The sequence below is a fragment of the Rhodococcus sp. 05-339-2 genome, from assembly GCF_002258965.1.
Taxonomy (GTDB): domain Bacteria; phylum Actinomycetota; class Actinomycetes; order Mycobacteriales; family Mycobacteriaceae; genus Rhodococcoides.
On the sequence record NZ_NOYW01000004.1, the window covers coordinates 543,456 to 566,092 of the forward strand.

A 22,637-nucleotide genomic window follows, 5' to 3' on the forward strand; every position below is an offset into this window, starting at 1 on the left:
GCCGAAGACGATAAGCTCGGTCCTGTTCATCGAATGGGGGTTCACACGTGAACGACGAGACGACGGCCGGGGCAACACTGCGCACGGTCACCGGCACCACCAGCGGAGACCTCGAAGCAGTCGAATTCGACGGGCTGATCCACGCCCGGGGAATTCCCTATGCCACCGCCACGCGATTTCGTCGGCCCGAACCGATCGACACCCCGGATACGACGCGCGATGCCACCCGCCGCGGACCGGTCTGCATTCAACTGCCGTCCCGGATAGACAATGTCACCGGTCCCATGATCGACGGGCTCGAACAGAGCGAGAACTGCCTGGTGTTGTCGGTGACCGCTCCCGCTGCGGCGGAGGGACTTCCGGTCATGGTGTGGCTGCACGGCGGTGGCTACGTCTCCGGCGGCGGGGAGGCCGAGAAGTACGACGCCGACCACCTCGCTCGGGAGGGTGTCGTGGTCGTCAGCGTCACCTTCCGGCTCGGCGGGTTCGGCTATCTGACCCCGAAAGATTCGGGAGAGAGCAACATCGGTGTTCGAGATCAGATCGCAGCACTGCACTGGGTGTCGACCAACATCGCGCGATTCGGCGGTGACCCACACAACGTGACTCTGTTCGGCCAGTCCGCGGGCGGCGATGCCGTCCTCACGCTCATGGCGTGCGAGTCGGCCGCAGGGCTGTTCTCGAGAGCAATAGTGCAGAGTGCGCCTCTCGGATTGCGGTCGGGACGTTCGGCTCTGTACGACACGGCACGAACGGCGTTCGCACGTCACTTTCGTACCGACCCGGCCACCGCTCCCGCGTCGGATGTGCTCGACGCAGAGAATGCCGTGACGCGAGCGGTGCGCAGGTTCGGTGCCGCAGGCGGAATGCCGTTCGGGCCGGTCGCTCACCTCGAACCGCTGTCCGGCGACCCCGACGACGCCCTACGCCGAAGCGCCACCCGAGTCGAACTTCTGATCGGTCACACCAGGGACGACGCCGCCCCGTTCGTGGACATCGTGACGAACATGCTGTGGCTCAACAGGTTCGGTGTCGTGAGCTCGACACTCACCGCGCCGGTGGTCCGTCTCGTCACCAGCATGCTGTTCGGCGTCGACGGGATGGTGAAGATGTGGCACCGTGCCGGCGGTCGGGTCGCCAGCTACCGGGTGGACTGGGCACCGAAAGGCGCGCCACTGGGGGCATGTCACTGCATGGAATTGCCGTTGCTGTTCGGGGACTCGTGGTCGGACGCGCCGATGCTGGCCGGCCACACACCGCCGACGGCGTTGGCCGCCAGGGTCCGTCGGACATGGGCCGCGTTCGCCCGAGAAGGAGTGGCCGGGCTGCCCGAGCGCTCGCTGGTGTTCTGACCGGCCACCCTCTCCCAACGTCAGAGCTGCACGTCGGCAAGCACACCGGCAACAACGAAACCTCCAGCGATGGCGCAGCCTGCCACGCGTGTCTTCTGCGGGAGGTACGCGGTCAGCGCGAATGCACCGGTGTCCCAGACATCGACAGCCACACCGGCTCGCAGCAAGGGACGCACCAGCTTCGGGGCGTACTTGGTAGCCGCGTACAGCCCACCGCCGATGTAGATTTCTCGAATCCCGAAGGTGCGGGCGGCCGCTCGCGTGGTCGCCACTGCGGCGTCGGGACCGGCGAGCAGTTCGTTGGCGCGGGTGGGAGCGATCATGTGGGCGACGCCGATGGCGGCGCGGCCGAGCCCGACGATTTCGGGCAGGCGTCGAATAAGCGTGGAGCCGATGGCCATGAATGCATTCCTCAATTCGTCGAGACAGCGCTGTCGCGGGCCAGCCGCCGGAGCAGGCCGACGGGTTTCTTGATACCGAAGGCCACGATGGTGACCCGACCGTCGTCGTGATTCCACTGCAAGAGGGCCGACCCCTCGTCCACGGCCCCCTCGAGTACGGTCGGGTCACCCTGCAGCGGCAGGGGGCCGACAACCTTGATCGGCAACCCGAGGATCTCGGTCCAGAAGTAGTCGTCGGTGGGGGCGCAGGTCGGTTCCACGCCCAGCGCGGATGCCGCAGCCACTTTGCCCTGCGCAACGGCGTTGGACCAGAACGGAGCTCGGGCCGACGCGTCGCGGAAGTAGGTGACGTCCCCGGCGGCGAACACGTCGGGAGCGGTGGTGGCACACTGCTCGTCGATGGCGACGCCCCGAGCATCTGCGATCCCGGTGCCCTCCAACCAGTCCGTCTCGGGAAGATCGCCCGCGCAGGTGACCACGAGATCGGCTGTGCGCGTGCCGTCACCGAGTTCGATGCCGGTCGCCGGATCCCCGCTCAGGCCCACCGGCCCGTCGGCCAGGACGAACTCGATCGACCATTCCTTCGCGCGCCGGGCGATCGCCTCGGACAGAAACGGCCCGAGAAGCCGCTGCAGCGGTGGATCGACATCGACGACGGTGACCTCGACACCGCGAGCGGCGCACGCGGTGGCAACTTCCAGACCGAGGAAGCCAGCGCCGACGACGATCGCGGTTCGAGCCTCGTCCAGCTTCGGACGCAGCGCCCGAACGTCGGCGAACGTCCGTAAGACGTTCTCGCCCATCTGATCCGGCCCGGCGATACGACGGGCCGACGCCCCGGTCGCCACGATGAGCGCGTCGTAGGCGACATCGGTGCCGTCGGCCGTGGTCACGGTGCGTCGATCGGTGTCGACCGATACGGCGCGATCGACGACGGCAGTGATGTCGAGATCGGACAGATCCCACGTTTCCGCCTCGGCCCCATCGCCTTTGAGCACGTGCTTCGACAGCGGCGGCCTGGCGTAGTAGCCGTCGGCGTCGGCACCGATCACGGTGAGTGCGCCGTCATGTCCTCGCGCGCGCACCTCACGGGCTGCGGTGCAGCCCGCGATGGAGTCTCCGACGATGACGATCCGACGTTCTGTGGTGCTCACTTGCTCTCTCGGAGCGCGGCCACCGGACAGACGCCGACGGCCGATCGTGCTGCAGCCTGCTGATCGTCCGGAATGTCCTTGCCGTCGAAGGCATAGTGAAGCTCGCCCTCGTCGTCCAGACCGAACACCTCCGGGGCCTGCTCGGCGCAGATGCCGTGGCCTTCGCACCGATCCCAGTCGACGTCGATTCTCATTGCTGTGTCCCTTCTGTGGCCACCAATTTCAGCGGCAACTTTTCGTAGCGGTGAATGACGTTGTTGACGGCCCGTTTCGGCGTTCCCGACGGGACGAACCGTTCGACTCTTCGCGCCAGCACTCGGAGCATGGTCTGCGCTTCGAGGCGCGCCAGACCCTGACCCGCACACCCATGCGCTCCTGATCCGAATCCGAGTTGCCTTGCGGCGTCACGGGTGACGTCGAAAACATCGGGGTTCTCCCACTCGCGTTCGTCCCGGTTCGCCGACGCGTAGACCACCAGCACGCGTGCACCTTGCGGGATTCGCGATCCATCGATCTCGACGTCGCGCACTGCTCGGCGAGAGAAGGCCCTGATGGGTGATTCGTACCGGACGACCTCGTTGACGGCGTTGGGAATCAGATCCGGGTCCTGCCGGACGGCCTGCCACTGCTCGGGGTAGCGAGCGAACAGATCGAGTGCCCCGGAGATCGCTCCGATCGTCGTGTCGAGCGATGGGCCGAGGTAGTCGATCATCAGTGCCGGGCATGCGGACTTGCTGATCTTGTTCTCGTCGGCGGCTTTGAGCACGTCGTCACCCATGCTCCCGGGGAGCACCGATCGCTGCCGCACCACCTTCCTGGAGAACGCGAGCATCTCGGTGGCCGCCTTCACGGCCGTGACGGAGTGACGATTGACGGGCCCGAGCGAGTCGAATGTTGCTCCAGCCCAACGGAGCAGCTCCTCACGACCGTCCTCGGGCCACCCCACGAGGTCGGGCACGACGGACATCGGCAGCGCGGTGGCGAGGTCGTCGACACCGTCGACGAACTTCTTGCTCAGGGCCGCATCGACGATGCCCTCCGCCTTCTCCTCCACCGCGGCCTTCATCTTTCGCACGGCCTTCGGGGTCAAGCGGTGCGCGAGAACCCCACGCTTGGTCGCGTGCTCGTCACCGTCGCTGTTGAGCGTCGTGCCACGTCCGAGCCTGTTGGCAACCGGATTGAGTCCGACCCCGTCCCCGGAGATGAAGGTCTCGTCGTCGAGCAGGACCTTCTTGCAGTCGGCATAACGCGAGATGGCGAACACCTGCTGATTCGGCAGCCACACCACCGGTCCGAGTGCCCGGAGCCTCGCGTAGTGCGGGTACGGATCGAGGATCGCACCGGTGGAGTAGATGTCGGTGCGGTACTGGGGAATCGTCGCGTTCGTTGTCATGAGGTCCTTCGCCGCCGGAAGAGTAACTTCGCCCTGCCTGCACAGGATATTGACGATATCGTCACCCATGACACAGCTGACCGTCAAGCTTTTTGACGAATTCGTCATGAATGGAACGCGATAGGCTGCCCTCACTCACACCGCAGACCAGGAGCAGATCGTGACCGAAGGCAACCGCGTCGAGCGCCGCAAGGCACGCACAAGAGCCGCGCTGATCCGCGCCGCTCAAGGGCTTCTCGCCAGCGGAAACACCAACGCACCGGTCCTCGAGATCACGCAGGCCGCCGACGTCAGCAATGGATCGTTCTACAACTACTTCGAGAGCAAAGAAGAGCTGTGGCAGGCGGCCATCGACTCGGCCCTCGAATCCGCAGGCGACTATCTCGACTCGCTCACCGTCGACCTCGACGACGCGGTGGAGAAATTCACCCAATCCTTTCGATTGTCCGGACGCCTCTTCCGCCTCGAGCCGGAACTCAGTCGCGTCCTGCTGAACTCCGAAGCCGCGGCATTCGCCGCAGCCGGGGGCCTGGCACCGCGTTCGCGCCGCGATATCGAATCGGCCGCCGCACAAGGACGATTCGACGTGGACGACGCGGATGTAGCACTCGCCATCGTGGCAGGCTCGCTGCTGTCCATGGGACGACTGCTGCTCGCGCAACCCGAGCGTGACGAGGCTGCCACCGTCGACGGCACGACGCAGCGCGTTCTCCGTGCACTCGGAATCTCCGCCGAAGAAGCCGAAAGCCTCTGCAGTCGAGAACTTCCTGTCTCCTATCGGGGCGGAGTACATGCCGCCATCGACCCCACGTCCGAGGCGGACGATCGGAGTCGATGATTCGGCTCAGCCGATCACCGGCGTGCGGTCCTTCGTCAATTCGTCGAGTTCTGCCTGCATCGCCGAGTGGACTCGGTGTGCGAAGTCCTCTGCGGACTCGTCGGGTTCGGGACGCATGGGAGCGAGGACCGACGTCTCCAATTTCGTGGGCAGCGGTAGATACGGAAGCAACCCCACCACCCCCACATTGAAGCCCCAGGGGATGGACAGCGACAGCGGGACCGTCTTGGTTCGAAGCGATGTCTTGTCCAGCCCGAGCGCTCGGGCGATGCGCTTTCCACTGCTGAGCACCAGGAGGGACTCGCCCGCGCCCGCGGTCACGACCGGGACGATCGGCACCCCGGCTTCCATGGCCAGACGGGCGTAACCGATGCGTCCGGCGAAGACAATCTCGTTGCGATGCCGCCACGATTTGAGGGCATCGAGGTCACCACCGGGGAAGACCACGACATTGTGTCCCTCGTCGAACGCATCGAGCGCATTCTGCCGGGCAGCCGGCCGCGCACCGAACGGCTCGACCAACTTTCCTGCACCCAGTGTCCACGCGATCTGGTGCGTCAACGCGATCACTTCCCTGGACAGCTTCAGATCGTCGTACGCCGCCGCGAACGCGAACACGTTCAGATCGATCACTCCGCCGAACCCGTGATTGCACACGAACAACACCGGCTCGTCGGGAACCGGTTGTGCGACCGACACTTCCAGGCGGTTGTAGAGACGGACCGCGTTGATTCCCATGGCGCGAATCGCGCGAGGTACATTGTGCATGGCCGCACTCTAGCGGGCGATCCCGCATCACCGGGTGCGATCCACCCCCGTCCTCGAATTCACGCTTCTCGCCGGAACTCGAGCGTCCGCGGGGAGACTCATGCCCGCCGAACCCCTCTGCGTTCGGCTTCGCGGACCGCGAACTCGCGATAGGTGGTGGCAGGGCGCGAGAGCAGCTTCGGCAGCACCGTCATGTCACCCGCCGGCAGTCCGTTCTTGTCGTAGTAGTTCATCATGCCCTCGTAGCAATCTCGCGAATCCTGAGGCCAGTTGCGGATTCCCCGGGCATTCGAGGACTGCGCGAGCCCACGAATCACCTGCCGAGGTGCCTGAATCCTGGTGGACAGCAACGACTTGACAACGACGGTGGCGAGCGCGCCTGCACCTCGCAGCGGATTCTGCAGAGACGCCGGTGGGAGTCGCACAGCAGACACGCGATGTCCGAGAACGTCGGACCAGATGCGTGCCATCTCGTGTCGATCGAGCTCATGCGACGACAGATCGTACGTCTGCCCCTCGTGCCCCTCGGGTACGGTCAGGATGTTCGCCGCGACCTCGCTCACGTCCTCGGCATCGACGACCCCCATCACCGAATTCGGCGACGTCGGGTACGGCAGAACACCACCCTGCACGAACTCCCAGAAGTCCAGGTAGTTCTGCATGAAGTGCGAGGCCCTCAGGTTGGTGGAGGCGATCCCCGATCGCCGGAACACCTCCTCGACGCGACCCTTCTCCTGATGGTGAAACATCTCCTCGATCTCGGGATGGATCACCGAGTGGTAGACGACGTGCTCGACACCGTTCGCACGGCACGCGGCGACGATGTGTTCGGCGATCGATACTTCGTGCACGAGGGACGTCGGATGGATATGGAACAGACGTCGAACATCGGTGGTCGCCGTCAGCACATCCGCTGCCGATCGAATGTCGCCGATCACGACATCGTTCGCTCCATCTGCCCTCGCGCCCGCGGCCTGCTTCTCGTCCTTGACGAAGGCGCGGACCTTTTCTCCGCGTCCGTGCAGTTCGCGCAGCACTGCGCGTCCGACGCCACCGCCGGAACCTGTCACCAGGATCATCGTGCACCCTCTTTCGACTGCCGAGTTCGAACAAGTCACATATTGACTTGAAGTCAAAATGTACGATACTGAAAAAACTGACTGATAGTCAATGATTCGTTTCGTCCCGCCACCGATCCCTCGAGAGAAAGTTGCGAAGTGACCCAATCCGACCTCCGACGATGGCAAGACATCAAGTGGGACAAACACACTCGTGACATAGATGTGGACGGATCGCGTATCCACCTCGTCGACCTCAATCCGACCCAGGACGACGTCGTGATCTTCCTACACGGAATTTCGGCCAGTTGGCGCTGGTTCGTCGAGATCCTTCCCGAGGTCGCGCGGTCGCATCGAGCCATCGGCATCGACCTCCCCGGCTTCGGTGGCTCGCAGTACTCACGGGGGCACAGCAGCTTCGCCGCACTCGCTGATTCCGTCGCCGCCACGTGCTCGACCCTCGGTATCACGCGCGCTACTTTCGTCGGACACTCGATGGGTTCGATCGTGGCGACGCGCCTGGCCGCGGAGCACCCAGGACTGGTAGAGCGCCTCGTCGTCACCGGTGGACCGATCCTCACGCTCACCGGCCTCACCCGACGTCCGATCAGCACCATCCGTGACCAACCACGCGCGGTCGCAACCCTGTTGGCCGAATTGATCACCATCAGCCTGCCCATGCCGAATTGGTTGGCGCACAGGGCCGCACGATCGCCCAAGATCCTCAAAGCCACACTCGGGCCGTTCGTGAACCGGACCGACCGACTCGATCCCGAGCTCATGGACCAGGTGATGTCCGCTTTGGGCGCACCGGGATCCTTCCCGGCGCTGCTGTCCACCGCATCCGCGGACCCGAGTGCAGGGCTGGACCGCATCACCTGCCCGACGCGGATCATCCGCGGACCGGGCGATCCCCTGTCACCGCCCGCCGACGTCCAGCGGTTCCTCGACGCCGTTCCGACCGCCACCGCAGTCGAGATCGAGGGCACCGGACATTGGCCGCACATCGAGAAACCGACCGAGTTCCTGGCCGAACTGACTGCCTTCCTGGACATTCCGGCACAGCAGCGCTGACCGCTTTGTCGAGCACGACCGATGGTGCCCTGCCGAATGTAGGGCACCATCGGTTCGTGTCGCGCGAGGGCTACACGCCGGCGGACACCGCGAAGTAATGCCCCCATTGTCGGCTCACGAACTCGCTCAGCTCCCGCCTGGCGTCCTCACCCGATGCCGATGAGCGCCAGGCACTGTGGCCGTCGGGCCGCACGAGCACCGCTCCGGTCTCACCCACCTCGTACAGACCGATCAGCTCGTCCCGAGCGGCACCTGCCGGTAGTTCCGCAGAGATCAAGGTGACGCCGGGTCCGACCTTCTCGAGCTCGGACACCACGCCTGCCCACCTGTCGCCATCGAAAGTGAACAGCGACAGTGTGTTCGGGTCGAGTGTCTCGTGCACCGCCACCTGCGCACCACCCACCGAGACCATCGCGTGGGGGAGTCTTGCCCCCGGGTAGGTCGTGGGCAGGTAATCCACCACGTCTTCGGCGGGCTTTGCCGACGGGTCCCGTGCGATCAACGGACTGGCGTAGAGGTAACCGAACTGCAAGCCGATCGACACGAAATGCTCGACCTGAAGCGGGATGGCGTCGGCGATCTCGCGACGAAGTTGAGCGGACCCGGGTGCGTCGGGATCGACTTTGTGCGATCGCGCCATCTGCTTCCGGGTGGCAGCGGCAGCCAGTGGCGCGATCAACTTCCCTGGAACCTTGTTCAGCGGCGGCCGACCCACCACCTGAGTCGCTTTCGCCAACATCTTGTTGGTGATGCCCACCCTCTTGCCGATGTCGTCCATCCGGAAGTGGTTCGCCACACTCTGCTCGGCGAACTTCTCCACCACCGGACGACGCTCGGTCTCGTAGGTGTCCAACAGAGACGGGGACGCGGTGCCGGACAGAACGGCGTCGAGCTTCCAAGCCAGATTGTGGGCATCCTGAACACCCGAGTTCAGCCCGAAACCACCGGTGTGCGGAAACCGGTGCGCCGCATCGCCGAGCAGGAGCAGACGGCCACGACGGAACGCATCGGCGGTCTGCGATGTCATCACCCAGGTCCCGGTCGACTCCAGATCGAAGTCGTGGTCTCCCAACACCTTCGGCAGCGTGCGTGACCAGTACGCTCGACTGTCCTTGGCGATCTCCTGGTCGGGGTGCAGGTACGCCGTCATCAGAATGTATCGATGGTCGGCATGCGCGATCATCACTCCGCACAGGTCCGGCGTGTAGATCCAACTGAGCAGCGGCCGAGCATCATCGGGGAAAAGTGTCTTCGAGGTGAAGAAGGCACTGCCCATGTTCGCCAGGACAGGTCCGGTCAGTCCGACCCCGGTACCGTCTCGTGTCGCGCTGTTCGCACCATCGCATGCCAGCACGTACTCGGCCTCGATCTCGGCCACTCCGCTTGCGCAACGCCCACGCACACGTGCACCGGACGAGTCGGTGTCGACGGACTCGACAGCGCATCCGCGGCGAAACTCGATCAGCGGTTCGGCGTCGAGCGCATCCCACAGTGCCGGCATCAACAGATGCTGACCGATGTGCGAGACCAGGAACGGACTCTGACTCTCGACGATTGCCTTGCGCTCGGGGTCCGAGAGCAGGTCGATCGAACCGATGGCCTCGTCCGCGAGATTCCCGAACCAGCTGATGAGATTGACGGTCTCGTGCGGCGGCGACATCGCAGCGATCGAGCGCGCCAACTCGGAGCTGTATTCGTTCCAGATCTCGAGAGTGCGGGCGTTGATCACGTGCGCGGCGGGATGAAACAGCGGCGCATTGCGGCGCTCGAGAACGACACTGCGAATCCCCCTGCGTGCCAACAGCAACGCGGCGGTACAACCGGCCGGTCCGGCTCCGACCACGGCGATCGGCACGGTCATCGGACCACCGTCTCCTGCATCCCCAGATCGATGGCTCCGTCGGCGGTCCTGATACCGGCAGTGATCACATCGTCGACCGAGAGGTAATCGGGATTCTTCGCCTGCCGGGCGAAGAAGAACTTCCACTTCAGCGCCGGCGGAATCAACTCACCGATCTTCTGCACGATCTTGGGCGGCGCGGAAATGGCGGTGCCGATCGGTGTTCCGGTGAGGAGTACGTCGCCGGCAGTCATGTTCTGGAAGCGGGCCAGCCTGGTGAGCGCCTCGGCCGGCGGAGTGATCAGGTCGTTGCCGATCGTCTGGTCCTGGCGCGTCTCGCCGTTGACCGCCAGCGTCATGTGCAGCTCGGGGATGCGGCGGAGCTCGTCGTTGTCCAACAGCACCAAGCGAGGACCCAACGGGGTGAACGTGGGATACGACTTGCTCTCGTACACCTGAACTTTCGTCAACTGGATCTCCCGCGCGGACACATCGTTCGCCACGATCACCCCGGCTACGTAATCCGAGAGGTTCTCGTCGGTGACCGTCGTACCGATGGGAATCTCGGCACCGACGACGATCCCCAGTTCGATCTCGTAGTCCAACAGCGCCACCTCGGGTGGCTGGCGGATGGGATCGAACGGACCACTGACCGACGCCGAGGACTTACGAAAGAACGTCGGCTGCAACGTGTTCGGATCGGAACCCGCATCGATCGCGTGCGACCGATAATTGAGCAGCTGCGCCACCACCCGGCACGGTGTGCTGACCGGAGATACGAGCTCCAGCTCGTCGACACTCGACCCTGCACCCGACGCACCGGTGATGGCGTCGCGGTCGGCAAGAAGTTCGCGGGTGGTCTCGGCCGTCGTCTCGATACGGATCGCACGGTCGCCGTCGAGGCGCCACCAACCGTCGATGGTCCGGACTACGTTGACTGACATGTGAGTCTCTATCCCCCTGGTTCGATCGAAATCGGCGCGTTCACAATGTTTTCGGCGTGATGGTCTTCTTGTTCGCGACCACCGGATGGCCCGGCCGAGTTCCGGCCTCGCGTCGACGAAGCTCCTCGTGCGGCACACCGTTGCGCAGCTGGCTGAGCAGGTAATCGGGGTCGATGTTGACGCCGATCGGGTTCTGGGCGAACTCCTCGGTGAAGAAGAACGCCGCGGTGTTCTCGGCGTCGAAGTTCTCGACCTGGAACTCGAGGCGCACCCCGTCGGGATCCTCGTAGTAGAGCGAGATCGTCGGTCCGTGATTGATCGACCAGACGGGGAGGATGCCCAACCGCTTGAGCCGCACGTAATTCTCCAACAACCGCTCGAGCGAAACGAACGTCAACGCGATGTGATCGATCCCGTATGCCTTGCGCTTGAACTTGGAGAACGGGAAAAGGAACCTGACCGGCTTCGGAACGGCGATGATCGCCAGTCGATGCGACTCGTCGTCCCAGGTCAAGAACGTGATTCCCTCGTCCTGGTAGACGATCTCGGCACCGAACACCGCTCCGTACCAGCGCACCATCTCCTCGGTGCGAGCCGACTTGACCACCCAGTGGGCGATGAGATCGGGCGCAACCCTCGGCGCTTTCCGACTCCCTGCATCCTGCGTCGCACTCATCGAACGAGCCTTTCCTCGGGTCACCTGTGTGACCTACGCTACGACCACTTTGACTGGCAGTCAAGAAATTGATCGAGCGTCAGGAGAGATCGCGCCGGGTGGGCTAATGTCGGATCGGTGTCGAACAACTCGCCCACCGGTGCCGAGCGGTCTCGCCGTGCCCGCCCCCGACTGGACCGTCGGCAGGCCTTGATCGACGCCGCCATCGAGCTGCTGGCCGAGGGCAACAGCGCCGACATCAGCGCGGCCGCGATCTCCCGTCGAGCGGGCGTCGCACACGGACTGCTGTTCTACTACTTCACCGACAAACAAGGCCTGGTCGCGGCCGCCCTCGCCGACGTGCTGTCGAAGCTGGCCGAGTTTCAGGAGCCCGCCGCCGACGAGACATCCGTGCGCGCACGCATGGAAGGTTTCGTGCGACGCCACATCGAATTCCTCGAGCGCCACCGTGCCCTCTACGTCCGAGTGGTCCGGGAAGGTGAATTGGGCGATTCCGTCGTCGAACACGCCGTCCGAGAGGCACGAGCCGAGGGCGCACGTCAGGTCGCAGCCCTGGCCGAGCTGCCCGATCCACTGTCCCCGCTCCAGGCGGCCGCGATCTCGGGATGGACCGGCTTTCTCGACCGCACAGCAGACGCCTACTTCGACACTCCAGGGCTCGAACTCGATGCGATCGTAGCGCTGGTGGTCGACGCCTTCGAAGCGGTCGTCGACGCATCGAAGTAGACCCACCGGCGTCTCGGAAGAGGTCAGAACGACCATATTTGCCCACGCTCCCGCACCGGATATTGAGCAATATGCACCCTGCGAGGCTCAGCACTTGCGCAACAACGCAGGCTGCTGGTGCACTGTCTCCCATCGCAGCTCAGTTGCATCCTCTCGGCGATTCGAAACCCGAACGCCCGCCCGGACCGCAGAACCGCACTCGGTTCTCCCTCGTCCGCTCTACTTTCTTCGTGCCCCCGGCACATTCGACGTCGATTCAGGAGCACCTGTCATGACCAGCATCAGTCCCGCCGATCACCGCTCACCCACCGGTGATCACCACGATCTGCACGAGCTCGCCCAGCGGGTGCTGTGGCTGTCGACGTCGATGATTCACCATGCCAATCGAATTCGGCCCAACCCGACCGGACTCAAGGTCGGCGGCCACCAAGCCTCCTGCGCGTCGATGGTCTCGATCATGACCTCGCTGTGGTTCGAGCAGCTGCAGCCAGGCGACCGCGTGTCGGTCAAGCCTCATGCCTCGCCGGTGCTGCACGCGATCAACTACCTGCTCGGTGAGTTGGACCAGAAGTACCTGACGACGCTCCGTGCATACGGCGGTCTGCAGTCCTACCCGTCGCGGGCCAAGGACCCGGACACCGTCGACTACTCCACCGGATCCGTCGGCATCGGTGCTACGGCACCGATCTGGGGAGCGATGTCCCGACGCTTCGTCGAGGACCGGTTCGGCCCGGAGGAATCCACACCGAAGACGCCCGGCTTCAGCGGACGGCAGTACTCGTTGGTCGGCGATGCGGAACTCGACGAAGGCGCGGTCTGGGAAGCGATCATCGACCCGGGCATAGCCGAACTCGGCGAGATCGTCTGGATCGTCGACCTCAATCGTCAGTCGTTGGACCGAGTGGTCCCCAACATCGCCGCCCGTCGCCTCGAGAAGATGTTCGACGCCGCCGGCTGGCAGGTCATCACCGTCAAGTTCGGCCGGTTGCTCGAGGACCTGTTCGCCAAGCCGGGCGGCGACGCACTGCGCACGCGCATCCTTGACATGCCGAATCCGGAATACCAACGCCTGCTGCGCTGCACCGCCGACGAGGTGCGCACCAGACTTCCCGGATCGGGTCCCGACGCCACCGCCATTGCCGACCTGATCGCCGATCTCGACGACACACTGCTGACCGAGTCCATTCGCAACCTGGGCGGACACGATCTGGATGCGTTGCGCGAGGCCTACTCTCGCATCGACGACACCCGACCCACCGTGATCATCGCGTACACGGTCAAGGGATTCGGCCTGCCGACCCAGGGACATCCGCAGAACCACTCCTCACTGCTGACCGTCGAGGAGTACGCAGAACTCGCACGTACCCTCGGCACCGATCCCGAACAGCCCTGGGGACGCTTCGATTCCGACAGCGGACCCGGCCGGCTGTGCACTGCCACCGCCGAACGGCTACGCCGCGAACCGATTCCCGCGTCGACGCCACCTGCCGTCCCCACCGACATCGGACGCACCCCCAAGGGCACGGCCACCACGCAGGCCGCGCTGGGACGCACCCTGATCGACCTCACCCGAGAAGCCCCCGACGCGGCTCGTCGTGTCGTCACGGTCAGTCCCGACGTCAGTTCGACCACCAACCTCGGCGGTTGGGTCAACAAGGTGGGCGTCTGGTCGTCTTCGGATCGACACGACTGGTTCGGCGACGACGCCGAGACGATCATGCACTGGCGCGAAGGGCCGTCCGGTCAGCACATGGAACTCGGTATCGCAGAGACCAACCTGGTCGGCCTGATGGGCGAGCTCGGTGCCACGTGGAGTCGGTGGGGGGAGCCGCTTTTCCCGATCGGGGTCATGTACGACCCCTTCGTCGAGCGTGCGCTCGAGCCGTGGTCTTACGGCATCTACGCGGGTGGTCAGTCGATTCTGGTCGGCACGCCGTCGGGAGTCACCCTGGCCGCGGAAGGTGGTGCGCACCAGTCGATCAAGACCCCGTCCATCGGACTGGAGCAGCCCGGCTGTATCACCTACGAGCCCGCATTCGCCATCGACGTCGAATGGACACTGCTCGCCAGCATCGGCCGACTCGGACGCCCCGACGGCTCCTCGGCATACCTGCGTCTGTCGACGCGTCCCGTCGATCAGTCGAAGGCGGACGTCCCCAGCGATCCGGCTGCCCGGGAACGCAGGCGTCGGCAGGTGGTCGCGGGCGGCTATCCGCTGGTGCGTCGAGACGGAGCAACGGTGACCATCGCCGCCATGGGCGCGTTGATGACCGAAGCGCTGGACGCCGCAGAGCGTTTGGAGCGGATCGGTGTCATCGCCGACGTTCTGTGCATCACCAGCCCTGGCGAGCTCTACCGCGCGCTCCAGGCGCGGCAAGGACACCACGTCGGCGAATCCTGGATTCTCGATCAACTGCTGCCCGCCGACCGAGCGACCCCGATGGTGACGGTGCTCGACGGGCATCCACACACCCTCGCGTTCCTCGCCACCGTCAACAGGGTTGCGTCGACATCGTTGGGCGTGAGCAACTTCGGACAGGTGGGCTCACTCGACGAGGTGTACAAGCACCACCGAATCGACACCGATTCCATTGTGGGCGCAGCTCTCGATGTGACCGGTCGGTGACAGGGCCCCTTCGACAGCGAACGCAGCGATGACCGCATCGTCGACGGTGCCGCTCGCTACCTCGGCGATGTCAGGTTTGCTCGAAAAGGGTTACACAGCAGATCGTCTCGACTGACAATTCGAACTCTCCGATCCCCCCGCTCGCACGTGCGGGGCGATCGGCGTTTCACGCAAGGTACTCCGCGAGTCCGTTCAGGGTGGCGGTGAGCTTCTTCCTGAACGTGCCCTGCAGCGCCTTGCCCACCACTCCGAACAACAACGGGCTGGTCACCTCCAGCTCGAGGGTGACGGCGGAGCCGCCTCCGCGAGCGGCGCAGTTCATCGTCAGCCGAATCTTCGATCCGGTCGACCCGGCACCCACCAGGACCAATTCCTCCGGCGCACGCAGACTTTCGACCTGGAACTCGATGGTGTCGATGATGCTCGCGATCTTGATCTTCTCGACCATCGTCGACCCGACTTCGAGGTCCCTCGGGGGCGTCTCCACCCACTCCTCGTGCAGGGCATGCCACTTCTCGAAGGTGCTGACGTCGGACAGAGTTGCCCACACGTCGTTCTGCGAGGCAGGCAGTTCCTGCGTCATGGTGATGTTCAGCATCGGAGGTTCCTTCGCTCGAGGTCGGTGTTTCACCACTACGCCATAGGATTGATCGGAAGTCAATATTGACCTCAAGTCAAGTACCGTTTAGTTTCGTGACACACGCCTCACAGCCACGGGGCCGAACCGGAAGACGAGCCATGACGACGACCGAAGCGCTGCCCATTGCAACCGCCACCGATGTGATCGCCAACCTTCGAGCCCTCGTGCCCGACCTGAAGGCCGGAGCCGCCGAGAACGAGAAGGCACGACGCCTCTCCGAGGACACCGTCGACGCCCTCCGCCGCGCTGGCGCATTTCGAGTCGCAGCACCGGCGAAGTTCGGCGGACTCGAAACCGACCTGCGCACCATGCTCGACGTGTCCGCGATCATCGCCGAAGGTGATGCCGGTGCCTCCTGGGTGACCACCCTGTCCAACGTGAACAACTGGGCTGCAGGCCTTTACAGTGATGCGGCTCAGGCCGAGATCTACGCCGACGGCCCCGACGCCATCATTTCCGGCGTCGTCACCCCGGGCGGCACCGCCCGGAAGGTCGAGGGCGGCTACCGACTGACCGGAACATGGCCCTACGCCTCGGCCAGCCTGCACTCGCAGTGGTTCACCGGCGGAATCATCGTCAACGACGACGACGGCGACATGCTCGACCAGGGTATGGCGCTGCTCCCGCGCACGGACTACCGCATCGACGACACCTGGTACGTGGCAGGCATGCGTGCATCCGGGAGCAACACCGTCGTCGCCGAGGACGTCTTCGTCCCCGAACACCGGATGCTGTCGATGATCCCGGCATTCAGCGGTGCCAACGTTGCCGAACGTACCGACTCCGCCTTCGCCCGTTCGGCCTTCGGACCCATGCTCGTCATGGTCCTCGTCGGTCCACAGCTCGGAATGGGCCGCGCTGCAGTGGAACTGGCACGAAAGAAGGCCGCAGAGAAGGCCCTCGCCTACACCGTGTTCGACCGTCAGGCCGATTCGGTGGCATTCCAGATGCTGCTCGCCGAAGCAGCGCTGAAGGTCGACACCGCGCACCTGCACGCCTACCGCGCAGCAGAGGACGTCAAGCGGTGGGCCGAGGCCGGCGAATACCCGGACCTGCTCTCCCGTGCGCGTGTTCGCGGCGACGCAGCCGTTGCACTACGGAGCGTCAACGAGGCGCTGAACATGCTCGTCGACGCCACCGGTGCCGGAGCCTTCGCCGAAGTCAATGCTCTGCAGCGCATTTGGCGCGACTCCAATGTCGGTGCCCGCCATGCCGTCATGCTGCCACGAGTGTCGATCGAGACCTACGGCAAGGCGCTGCTCGGTTTCGATCTGCACGACCACATCACCCCGATCATCTGATGACGTCCTAGGCTCGTACCGAGCCCTCGGTGACAGCCGGACGGGCAGGCCAAGGCAGATAGGACTTTCGGTGCCAGATCGTTCCGCCAAACCGGTTGCCCGAGCCAACCGGGCCACCGCCCGAGCGGCCGAGACCCGGCAGCGAATCGTCGACGCAGCGGCGAGCCTGTTCGCCGAGGCCGACTACGACAAGGTCGCCGTCTCGGACATCGTCGAGTCGGCCGACGTTGCCCACGGCCTCCTGTTCCACTACTTCGGCAACAAGAGGGGCATCTACCTCGAGGCGATGCGGGCCACCGCCGCGGCCATGTCGGAGGCATTCGCGGACATTCCCGACTCGACACCCGACATCCAGATTCGGGCTGCGCTGACCAGCCACCTGAACTATCTCAGCCGGCACCGCGGACTGGCGTTACGAATGGTGTTGGGCGGCAGAGGCGCAGACCCCGAAGCCTGGGAAGTGTTCGAGAACGCGCGAACCGCAGTGCTGGAGGCGGCGGCCACGCAACTCGGACTCGACGCGGAGAACGCAGGCGTCGGACTCGTCGGTCACAGCATCGTCGCGGCAATCGACGGCGCGACGGCCCGATGGCTCGAACAGGACGCCAGAATCGACGTCGAGCAGATGGTCGAATGGTTGGTGCACATCATCGTCGCGTGCCTGCGTACCGCACCGGTTCTGGACCCGGCCCTGAACGTCGACGACGCTGTCGAGGCGATCCTCGGACGCGGCTAGGTTACCGACCGACGCCCGCGAACCCTGGTCACCACAGTCGATACGACGACCACGAGGGCTGCGAGAATTGCGGTGTATCCCACCGTGGAGTTGGTCAGCTCGCCGGACAGGCGACCCTGCGCCAGCCATCCCAATCCCCACCCGATCGACAGCATCGGAGCGATCGCTCCGCGCGAGTAGCGGGCGAGCAGCAGCCCTACTGCCGCTGCAACGACGAGCACCACGATCGCCCAGACGGTTGCACCTGCACCGCCGGTGAACCCGAGGCTCACCAACCAGGCAGAGATGTTCGCGATCGTCGCGACACACACCCAACCGAGGTAGAGGCCCATCGTGCCGTCGGTGATCACTGCGTCGGCGACGCCCTCGGGCCGGAACTGCTGCATCAGCACGAACACGCGCACGAGCGCCGCCAACAGCGCCACGATGACCAGCACGCTCAACCACACCTGGCCGAACTGGACCGCGAGAATCCAGGCCGGATTGAGCAACATCGACGCGATGATCGGTGCCCGCAGCGCGTCGTGGCGTGCAGTGCGCCCGGGCAGGAGCTGCCAGACGGCATAGACGATCAACCCCGCGTAGATCACCGACCAGATCGAGAACGCGGGCCCCGCGGGTGCCACCAGAGTCGACGTGGCACTGAGCGCTCCGTCCGCCGCTTCGGCGATGGGCGTCCCGATCCATGCACCCGACCCGAGAAAAGACACGACAACGGCCACGACCGCACTGAGAACGACGCCGATTTTCACAGTCGAGTTGATCCCCGATCGACGGGCAGTGCAAACACAGCAGCAGCCCGGTTCTGGTAGACACGCGGTGTGCATTCCTACTCGCGTTCGATCTCTGCTGCCGTCTGCTGCCTCGCGGTGGCCGTGACCGCCGGATGCAGTTCCACGCCGGAGCCCGCTCCCACGGAATCGACGTCTGCTCCGGAACCGCAGTACGAGTTCACAGGAGTGCCCGGCACCGTTCTCGATTCCGCGGACTTCGGTGATCGATCCCCCGCCCTCGCCGCGACCGGTGCCACGCTCTACCGATTCGTCTACGAATCGACATCGGGCGTCGACAATTCCCCCACCGCGGTCTCCGGGGTGGCAGCCGTTCCGGCGGGCACGCCGCCCGAGGGCGGGTGGCCGATCATCGTCTACGGGCACGGCACCACCGGAGTTCAGGCCGATTGCGGACCGACCCTGTATCCCGATCTGCTCGGATACCAATTTGCGGTGCAGGACTTCACCGCACTCGGGTACGTCACCGTGCTACCCGATTATCAGGGCCTGGGCACCGGCGGTGGCACCCACCCGTACCTGGAGCCGCGAACCACCGGAAACAACATGATCGACGCGGCTCGCGCGGCCCACACCGCGCTGCCCGACGTCTCCACGCGCTGGGCTGCCGTCGGCCTGTCGCAGGGTGGCCAAGCCGCCTGGGCTGCAAACGAACTCGCCGCTTCCTACGGTCAAGGCCTGGACTTGGTGGGATCGGTGTCGCTCTCGCCCCCGACAGATCTGAAGCCGTTGATTCGATCCAGTAACGACGGCACCCTGACCAGGCCGCAGAAGGAACTGTTGCCGTACCTGCTCTACGGCGCTGAGCAGGTCGACCCCTCGATCGATCCGAAGGACTACAGCGGCAGTGTCGCCGAGGCCAACAACGAACTGCTGCTCACCTGCTCGGGCGGCGACACCGCAGGCAAGGAGCGAGCCGTCCAGGCGATGACACCCGACGAGTTCGCGGCCGACTCGACGGACTCCGAGCAGAAGCTGATCGACGTGGTCGATCGCTACACACTCCCGCAGGTGCGAACGGAGGTACCGCTGTTCGTGGCGTACGGCGCGAAAGACGACGTCGTTCTGCCGCAGTGGACTGCCGACGGTGTCGAGAAAGCCTGCGCCCTCGGCGATTCGGTCGTCGCCCAGGAACAGCCCGAACAGGGCCACGACGTCAGCGACGAAGCGGCAATGCAATTCCTGGCCGCCCGGTTCGCAGGACAGACGGTACCCAGCACATGCTGACGACCGGCTCTGCACCCGAACGAATCACCGAGTACACCCACGCCGGTCTCGTGTTCGACGTCCTCGACCAGGGACCGCTCGACGGCCCGGTCGTGTTGCTGCTGCACGGATTTCCCGAACGTGCGTCGTCGTGGTCCGCGGTGATGGAGATACTCAACGAGCACGGGATGCGCACGATCGCACCGGATCAGCGCGGATACTCCCCACGCGCCCGGCCCACGAGGCGACGAGACTATCGCGTCGGCGCACTGGTGGGCGATGCGGTCGCCCTGATCGACCTCATCGGAACGCCGGTTCACCTGGTGGGACACGATTGGGGAGCGAACATAGCCTGGGTCACCGCCGGTCGTCGTCCCGACCTGGTCTCGTCTCTGACGGCGCTCTCGGTACCCCACCCCGGCGCATTCATGACCGGCCTGCTCAGCTCGAAACAGATACTGCATTCCTGGTACTTCGCGTTCTTCCAACTACCGGTGCTGCCCGAGAAGTGGATGACGCAACCCGGCCGCAGGGCCGAAAGATGGTACGAGAAAAGCGGAATGACCGAAGCCGATCTCGAACGCACGCAGACGGAGATCGTCGACTACGGCGCGCTGCCCTTCGCCGTCGACTGGTATCGGGGCCTACCGTTCTCGAGCCCGGGCATCGGCCGCCTGCGCATCACCGTGCCGACGTCGATGGTCTGGAGTGACGGTGACACCTTCATCGGACGCTCCACCGTCGAGAGTGCCCAACGCTACGTCGATGCGGCCTACACACTGACCGTGTTGCCCGGCGTCTCGCACTGGATTCCGACACAGTCACCCGATGCGGCTGCCGCTGCAGTGATGCGATCGAGTGCTCCCCATGGCACTTGACCGCACCACTGCCGTCGGCATGCTCACCGAACTGGTCACGCAACGCACCGTGTCCGGCGACCCTGCGCCCCAACGCTCCTCGATGGACGCCGTCGTATCCCTTCTGAGGGCGCGGACGACCGGCGTTTCAGTCGAGGGCGATCGAGACGGCGCGCACCCGTGGCTGCTGATCACCAACGACGCCCCTCCCACGACCACGCGACTGATGTTCGCCTGCCACGTCGATACCGTTCCCGCGGGCGATCTTTCGAACTGGCAGTTCGATCCGTTCGCCGCGGACGTCGAGGGCGGAGTGCTGCGAGGCCGGGGTACGTCCGATATGAAGGCAGGCCTGGTGGCCGCCACGGCCGCCGTGCTCGCCGCCTTCGAGAACGGTGTTCCTGCAGCACTGTTGCTCACGAGCGACGAAGAGATCGGCTCACTCGGAGCGCTCGCCGCCCGTCACGCCGTCGCCGAATGTTCGGTGGGTGCCGTGGTGGTGCCCGAGGCGACCGGAAACAAGGTGCATCTGGGCCACCGCGGAGCATTGTGGGTCGATGTCACCACAAAAGGCATTGCAGCACACGGCAGCACACCCCAGCGAGGCGAGAGTGCAATCATGAAGCTCGTCGACGTCCTGGCACGGGCACGCGACGAGCTCCCGCTGTCGACGGATCCGTTCCTCGGTGCCGAGACGTTCAACGTCGGGTTGATCGACGGGGGTTCGGCCCCCAACATCGTCCCGGACACCGCACACGTCGTCGTCGATCACCGGACCGTCGGTGACGGCTCGGCACTGCTGTCGTGGTGGCGGGATCAACCCGAGGTCGACCACATCGAGGCACGGATCGACCTGCCCGGTGTGCGGACGGCCGGTGGCAACAGCTGGATCGACGAGCTGCCGCATTCCGTTGCGAGAGAACCGGTCACGTACTTCACCGACGCGTCCATCATCGCCGCGGCGGCTCCCGGTGCGCCGATCGTCGTGTGGGGACCGGGGACTCCGGCCCTGATGCATGCCGCCGACGAAACCGTCACGCTCGACGAACTCGATGCGGCCATCACCGCCTACACCGCCGTGACGCGCGCCTGGCCGACCGTCGACTGACGGACCACCAACTCCGGCTGCAGAGCGATGTGCGCGGTGCCCGTCTCGTCGCTGTTCATCGCCTGATCCAACAGCCGCGTGGCCTCGGCGGCAATCCGTTCCTGCGGCTGCCGGACGGTCGTCAGCGGCGGATTGCTCAACGCGGAGAACGGAATGTCGTCGAACCCGGTCACCATGACATCGGTCGGAACCGACAGTCCGAGAGCCTGGCAACTCTGCAACACACCGAGCGCGATCAGATCGTCGGCACACACCACCGCGTCGGGACGAGAGGCTGCTTCGAGTACGGACCGAGACGACTCACGGCCCCAGTCGATCGAGTAGTCGCCCAACAGCGTCCACTCCTCTCGCGTCTCGATACCCACTCGCTCCGCGTGGCGAAAGAAGCCGGCTCGACGTAGCTCGGTCGACGAATTGGTCAGTTCGGAACTGATGAATGCCGCGCTCCGAACACCGAGAGCGGCCAGGTGGTCCATCACCAGCGCCTGTGCGGCATCGTCGTCGACCCCGACCCAGTCGGTGTGGGTGTCGAGCGCGAACCGGTCGAGTTGGACGACAGGGATCGCGCGAGCCGTGGTGCGCACGGCCTCTGCGGACCGCTCGCCATGGCACGGGCTGATGATGATGCCGTCGACCTGACGCGAGACCAAGCTGCGCAGCCTCTGCGCTTCGACGTCCGGGTCGGATCGGGAGTCGCACAGAAACAACTGCAAGCCGCGCTGTGACAGCACATGCTCGACGTTGACCACCAGCGAGGTGAAGAAGGGATTGGCAATACTCGGCACCACCATGCCGACGGTGTCCGTTCTGTTGCGGCGCAGGGAACTGGCGATGATGTTGCCCGAATATCCCAGATCCTCGGCCGCCCGTCGGATGGTGGCAGCAACGTCTTCCGAGACCGGACGTGAACCCGAGAGCGCTCGAGACACCGTGGCTGTCGAGACGCCTGCGCGCTCGGCAACGTCGCGAATGGTTGCTTTACGCATCCAACTCCTACTCTCACGTGTGGACCCGAGGCTATCGAACCGCGCGGTCGCTTGCGTTGCTGTTTACACAGTAGAGGCAATCGTTTACATAAACGACTCCGAAATTCCTTGACATGAATAGGTACCGATCCCTTACGGTGCATACATGCGAGGTAATCGATT

The 22,637-nt window shown here is 64.9% G+C and carries 22 protein-coding genes; 10 read left to right on the plus strand and 12 right to left on the minus strand.

Annotated features, from left to right (window positions below; all coding sequences use genetic code 11):
* Window positions 1-47: 47 nt before the first annotated feature.
* Window positions 48-1,352, plus strand: coding sequence for a carboxylesterase family protein (locus tag CH273_RS03645; protein ID WP_230596916.1), 1,305 nt, complete (start codon window positions 48-50; stop codon window positions 1,350-1,352).
* A 20-nt stretch (window positions 1,353-1,372) separates the two neighbouring features.
* Here the strand turns inward: CH273_RS03645 and CH273_RS03650 are convergent, their stop codons facing one another.
* From CH273_RS03650 to CH273_RS03665, 4 genes are read right to left on the minus strand one after another with little or no spacing between them, the layout of a single operon-like run.
* Complete coding sequence (locus CH273_RS03650; RefSeq protein WP_032396588.1) at window positions 1,373-1,753, minus strand: hypothetical protein; 381 nt, start codon at window positions 1,751-1,753, stop codon at window positions 1,373-1,375.
* A gap of 11 nt (window positions 1,754-1,764) precedes the next feature.
* Entirely contained in the window at window positions 1,765-2,907 is a 1,143-nt protein-coding gene (locus tag CH273_RS03655; protein WP_094637947.1) for an NAD(P)/FAD-dependent oxidoreductase, read from the minus strand.
* On the minus strand, window positions 2,904-3,101 hold the full coding sequence (locus CH273_RS03660; RefSeq protein WP_032396590.1) for a ferredoxin: 198 nt from the start codon (window positions 3,099-3,101) through the stop codon (window positions 2,904-2,906). Before CH273_RS03660 ends, CH273_RS03655 begins: the two co-directional genes overlap by 4 nt.
* The gene (locus CH273_RS03665; RefSeq protein WP_032397227.1) at window positions 3,098-4,300 is read right to left on the minus strand and encodes a cytochrome P450; all 1,203 of its coding nucleotides are present in this window, start codon (window positions 4,298-4,300) and stop codon (window positions 3,098-3,100) included. The genes CH273_RS03660 and CH273_RS03665 overlap by 4 nt, the downstream gene beginning before the upstream one ends.
* Window positions 4,301-4,460: 160 nt before the next feature.
* Here CH273_RS03665 and CH273_RS03670 point away from each other — a divergent pair, with 160 nt between their 5' ends.
* Window positions 4,461-5,138, plus strand: coding sequence for a TetR/AcrR family transcriptional regulator (locus CH273_RS03670; protein ID WP_032396591.1), 678 nt, complete (start codon window positions 4,461-4,463; stop codon window positions 5,136-5,138).
* Between the two features lie 6 nt (window positions 5,139-5,144).
* Here the strand turns inward: CH273_RS03670 and CH273_RS03675 are convergent, their stop codons facing one another.
* Both CH273_RS03675 and CH273_RS03680 read right to left on the minus strand, forming a co-directional pair.
* Window positions 5,145-5,906 carry a lysophospholipid acyltransferase family protein gene (locus CH273_RS03675; RefSeq protein WP_032396592.1) on the minus strand — a complete coding sequence of 254 codons (762 nt, stop codon included), beginning with the start codon at window positions 5,904-5,906 and terminating at the stop codon, window positions 5,145-5,147.
* Between the two features lie 98 nt (window positions 5,907-6,004).
* Complete coding sequence (locus CH273_RS03680; RefSeq protein ID WP_032396593.1) at window positions 6,005-6,985, minus strand: NmrA family NAD(P)-binding protein; 981 nt, start codon at window positions 6,983-6,985, stop codon at window positions 6,005-6,007.
* A gap of 138 nt (window positions 6,986-7,123) precedes the next feature.
* Here CH273_RS03680 and CH273_RS03685 point away from each other — a divergent pair, with 138 nt between their 5' ends.
* Complete coding sequence (locus CH273_RS03685) at window positions 7,124-8,038, plus strand: alpha/beta fold hydrolase (protein ID WP_032396594.1); 915 nt, start codon at window positions 7,124-7,126, stop codon at window positions 8,036-8,038.
* Window positions 8,039-8,108: 70 nt separating this feature from the next.
* On the opposite strand, the gene CH273_RS03690 is transcribed toward CH273_RS03685, so the two are convergent.
* From CH273_RS03690 to CH273_RS03700, 3 genes are read right to left on the minus strand one after another with little or no spacing between them, the layout of a single operon-like run.
* On the minus strand, window positions 8,109-9,899 hold the full coding sequence (locus CH273_RS03690; protein WP_052049858.1) for an FAD-dependent monooxygenase: 1,791 nt from the start codon (window positions 9,897-9,899) through the stop codon (window positions 8,109-8,111).
* Window positions 9,896-10,822 carry a fumarylacetoacetate hydrolase family protein gene (locus CH273_RS03695; RefSeq protein WP_032396595.1) on the minus strand — a complete coding sequence of 309 codons (927 nt, stop codon included), beginning with the start codon at window positions 10,820-10,822 and terminating at the stop codon, window positions 9,896-9,898. Before CH273_RS03695 ends, CH273_RS03690 begins: the two co-directional genes overlap by 4 nt.
* Window positions 10,823-10,862: 40 nt before the next feature.
* Window positions 10,863-11,498 carry a VOC family protein gene (locus CH273_RS03700; RefSeq protein ID WP_032397229.1) on the minus strand — a complete coding sequence of 212 codons (636 nt, stop codon included), beginning with the start codon at window positions 11,496-11,498 and terminating at the stop codon, window positions 10,863-10,865.
* A gap of 117 nt (window positions 11,499-11,615) precedes the next feature.
* On the opposite strand from CH273_RS03700, the gene CH273_RS03705 reads away from it, so the two are divergent.
* Window positions 11,616-12,224 carry a TetR/AcrR family transcriptional regulator gene (locus CH273_RS03705; protein WP_032396596.1) on the plus strand — a complete coding sequence of 203 codons (609 nt, stop codon included), beginning with the start codon at window positions 11,616-11,618 and terminating at the stop codon, window positions 12,222-12,224.
* Between the two features lie 271 nt (window positions 12,225-12,495).
* The gene (locus CH273_RS03710) at window positions 12,496-14,850 is read left to right on the plus strand and encodes a transketolase-like TK C-terminal-containing protein (protein WP_032396597.1); all 2,355 of its coding nucleotides are present in this window, start codon (window positions 12,496-12,498) and stop codon (window positions 14,848-14,850) included.
* 166 nt (window positions 14,851-15,016) lie between these two features.
* Here the strand turns inward: CH273_RS03710 and CH273_RS03715 are convergent, their stop codons facing one another.
* Entirely contained in the window at window positions 15,017-15,448 is a 432-nt protein-coding gene (locus tag CH273_RS03715) for a type II toxin-antitoxin system Rv0910 family toxin (RefSeq protein WP_032396598.1), read from the minus strand.
* Between the two features lie 140 nt (window positions 15,449-15,588).
* On the opposite strand from CH273_RS03715, the gene CH273_RS03720 reads away from it, so the two are divergent.
* Both CH273_RS03720 and CH273_RS03725 read left to right on the plus strand, forming a co-directional pair.
* Entirely contained in the window at window positions 15,589-16,791 is a 1,203-nt protein-coding gene (locus tag CH273_RS03720; protein ID WP_032396599.1) for an acyl-CoA dehydrogenase family protein, read from the plus strand.
* A gap of 70 nt (window positions 16,792-16,861) precedes the next feature.
* On the plus strand, window positions 16,862-17,527 hold the full coding sequence (locus tag CH273_RS03725) for a TetR/AcrR family transcriptional regulator (protein WP_052049861.1): 666 nt from the start codon (window positions 16,862-16,864) through the stop codon (window positions 17,525-17,527).
* Here CH273_RS03725 and CH273_RS03730 read toward each other — a convergent pair.
* Window positions 17,524-18,279, minus strand: a complete 756-nt coding sequence (locus CH273_RS03730) for a TspO/MBR family protein (protein WP_032396600.1) — start codon at window positions 18,277-18,279, stop codon at window positions 17,524-17,526. The two genes, CH273_RS03725 and CH273_RS03730, sit on opposite strands and share 4 nt — an antisense overlap.
* A gap of 69 nt (window positions 18,280-18,348) precedes the next feature.
* Here CH273_RS03730 and CH273_RS03735 point away from each other — a divergent pair, with 69 nt between their 5' ends.
* From CH273_RS03735 to CH273_RS03745, 3 genes are read left to right on the plus strand one after another with little or no spacing between them, the layout of a single operon-like run.
* Complete coding sequence (locus CH273_RS03735) at window positions 18,349-19,545, plus strand: alpha/beta hydrolase family protein (RefSeq protein WP_032396601.1); 1,197 nt, start codon at window positions 18,349-18,351, stop codon at window positions 19,543-19,545.
* The gene (locus tag CH273_RS03740) at window positions 19,539-20,402 is read left to right on the plus strand and encodes an alpha/beta fold hydrolase (protein WP_032396602.1); all 864 of its coding nucleotides are present in this window, start codon (window positions 19,539-19,541) and stop codon (window positions 20,400-20,402) included. The genes CH273_RS03735 and CH273_RS03740 overlap by 7 nt, the downstream gene beginning before the upstream one ends.
* A complete protein-coding gene (locus CH273_RS03745; RefSeq protein ID WP_052049864.1) occupies window positions 20,392-21,489 on the plus strand; it encodes a M20 family metallopeptidase in 1,098 nt (365 codons plus the stop codon). Before CH273_RS03740 ends, CH273_RS03745 begins: the two co-directional genes overlap by 11 nt.
* On the opposite strand, the gene CH273_RS03750 is transcribed toward CH273_RS03745, so the two are convergent.
* Window positions 21,450-22,475 carry a LacI family DNA-binding transcriptional regulator gene (locus CH273_RS03750; protein ID WP_032396603.1) on the minus strand — a complete coding sequence of 342 codons (1,026 nt, stop codon included), beginning with the start codon at window positions 22,473-22,475 and terminating at the stop codon, window positions 21,450-21,452. The two genes, CH273_RS03745 and CH273_RS03750, sit on opposite strands and share 40 nt — an antisense overlap.
* Window positions 22,476-22,637: the final 162 nt, after the last annotated feature.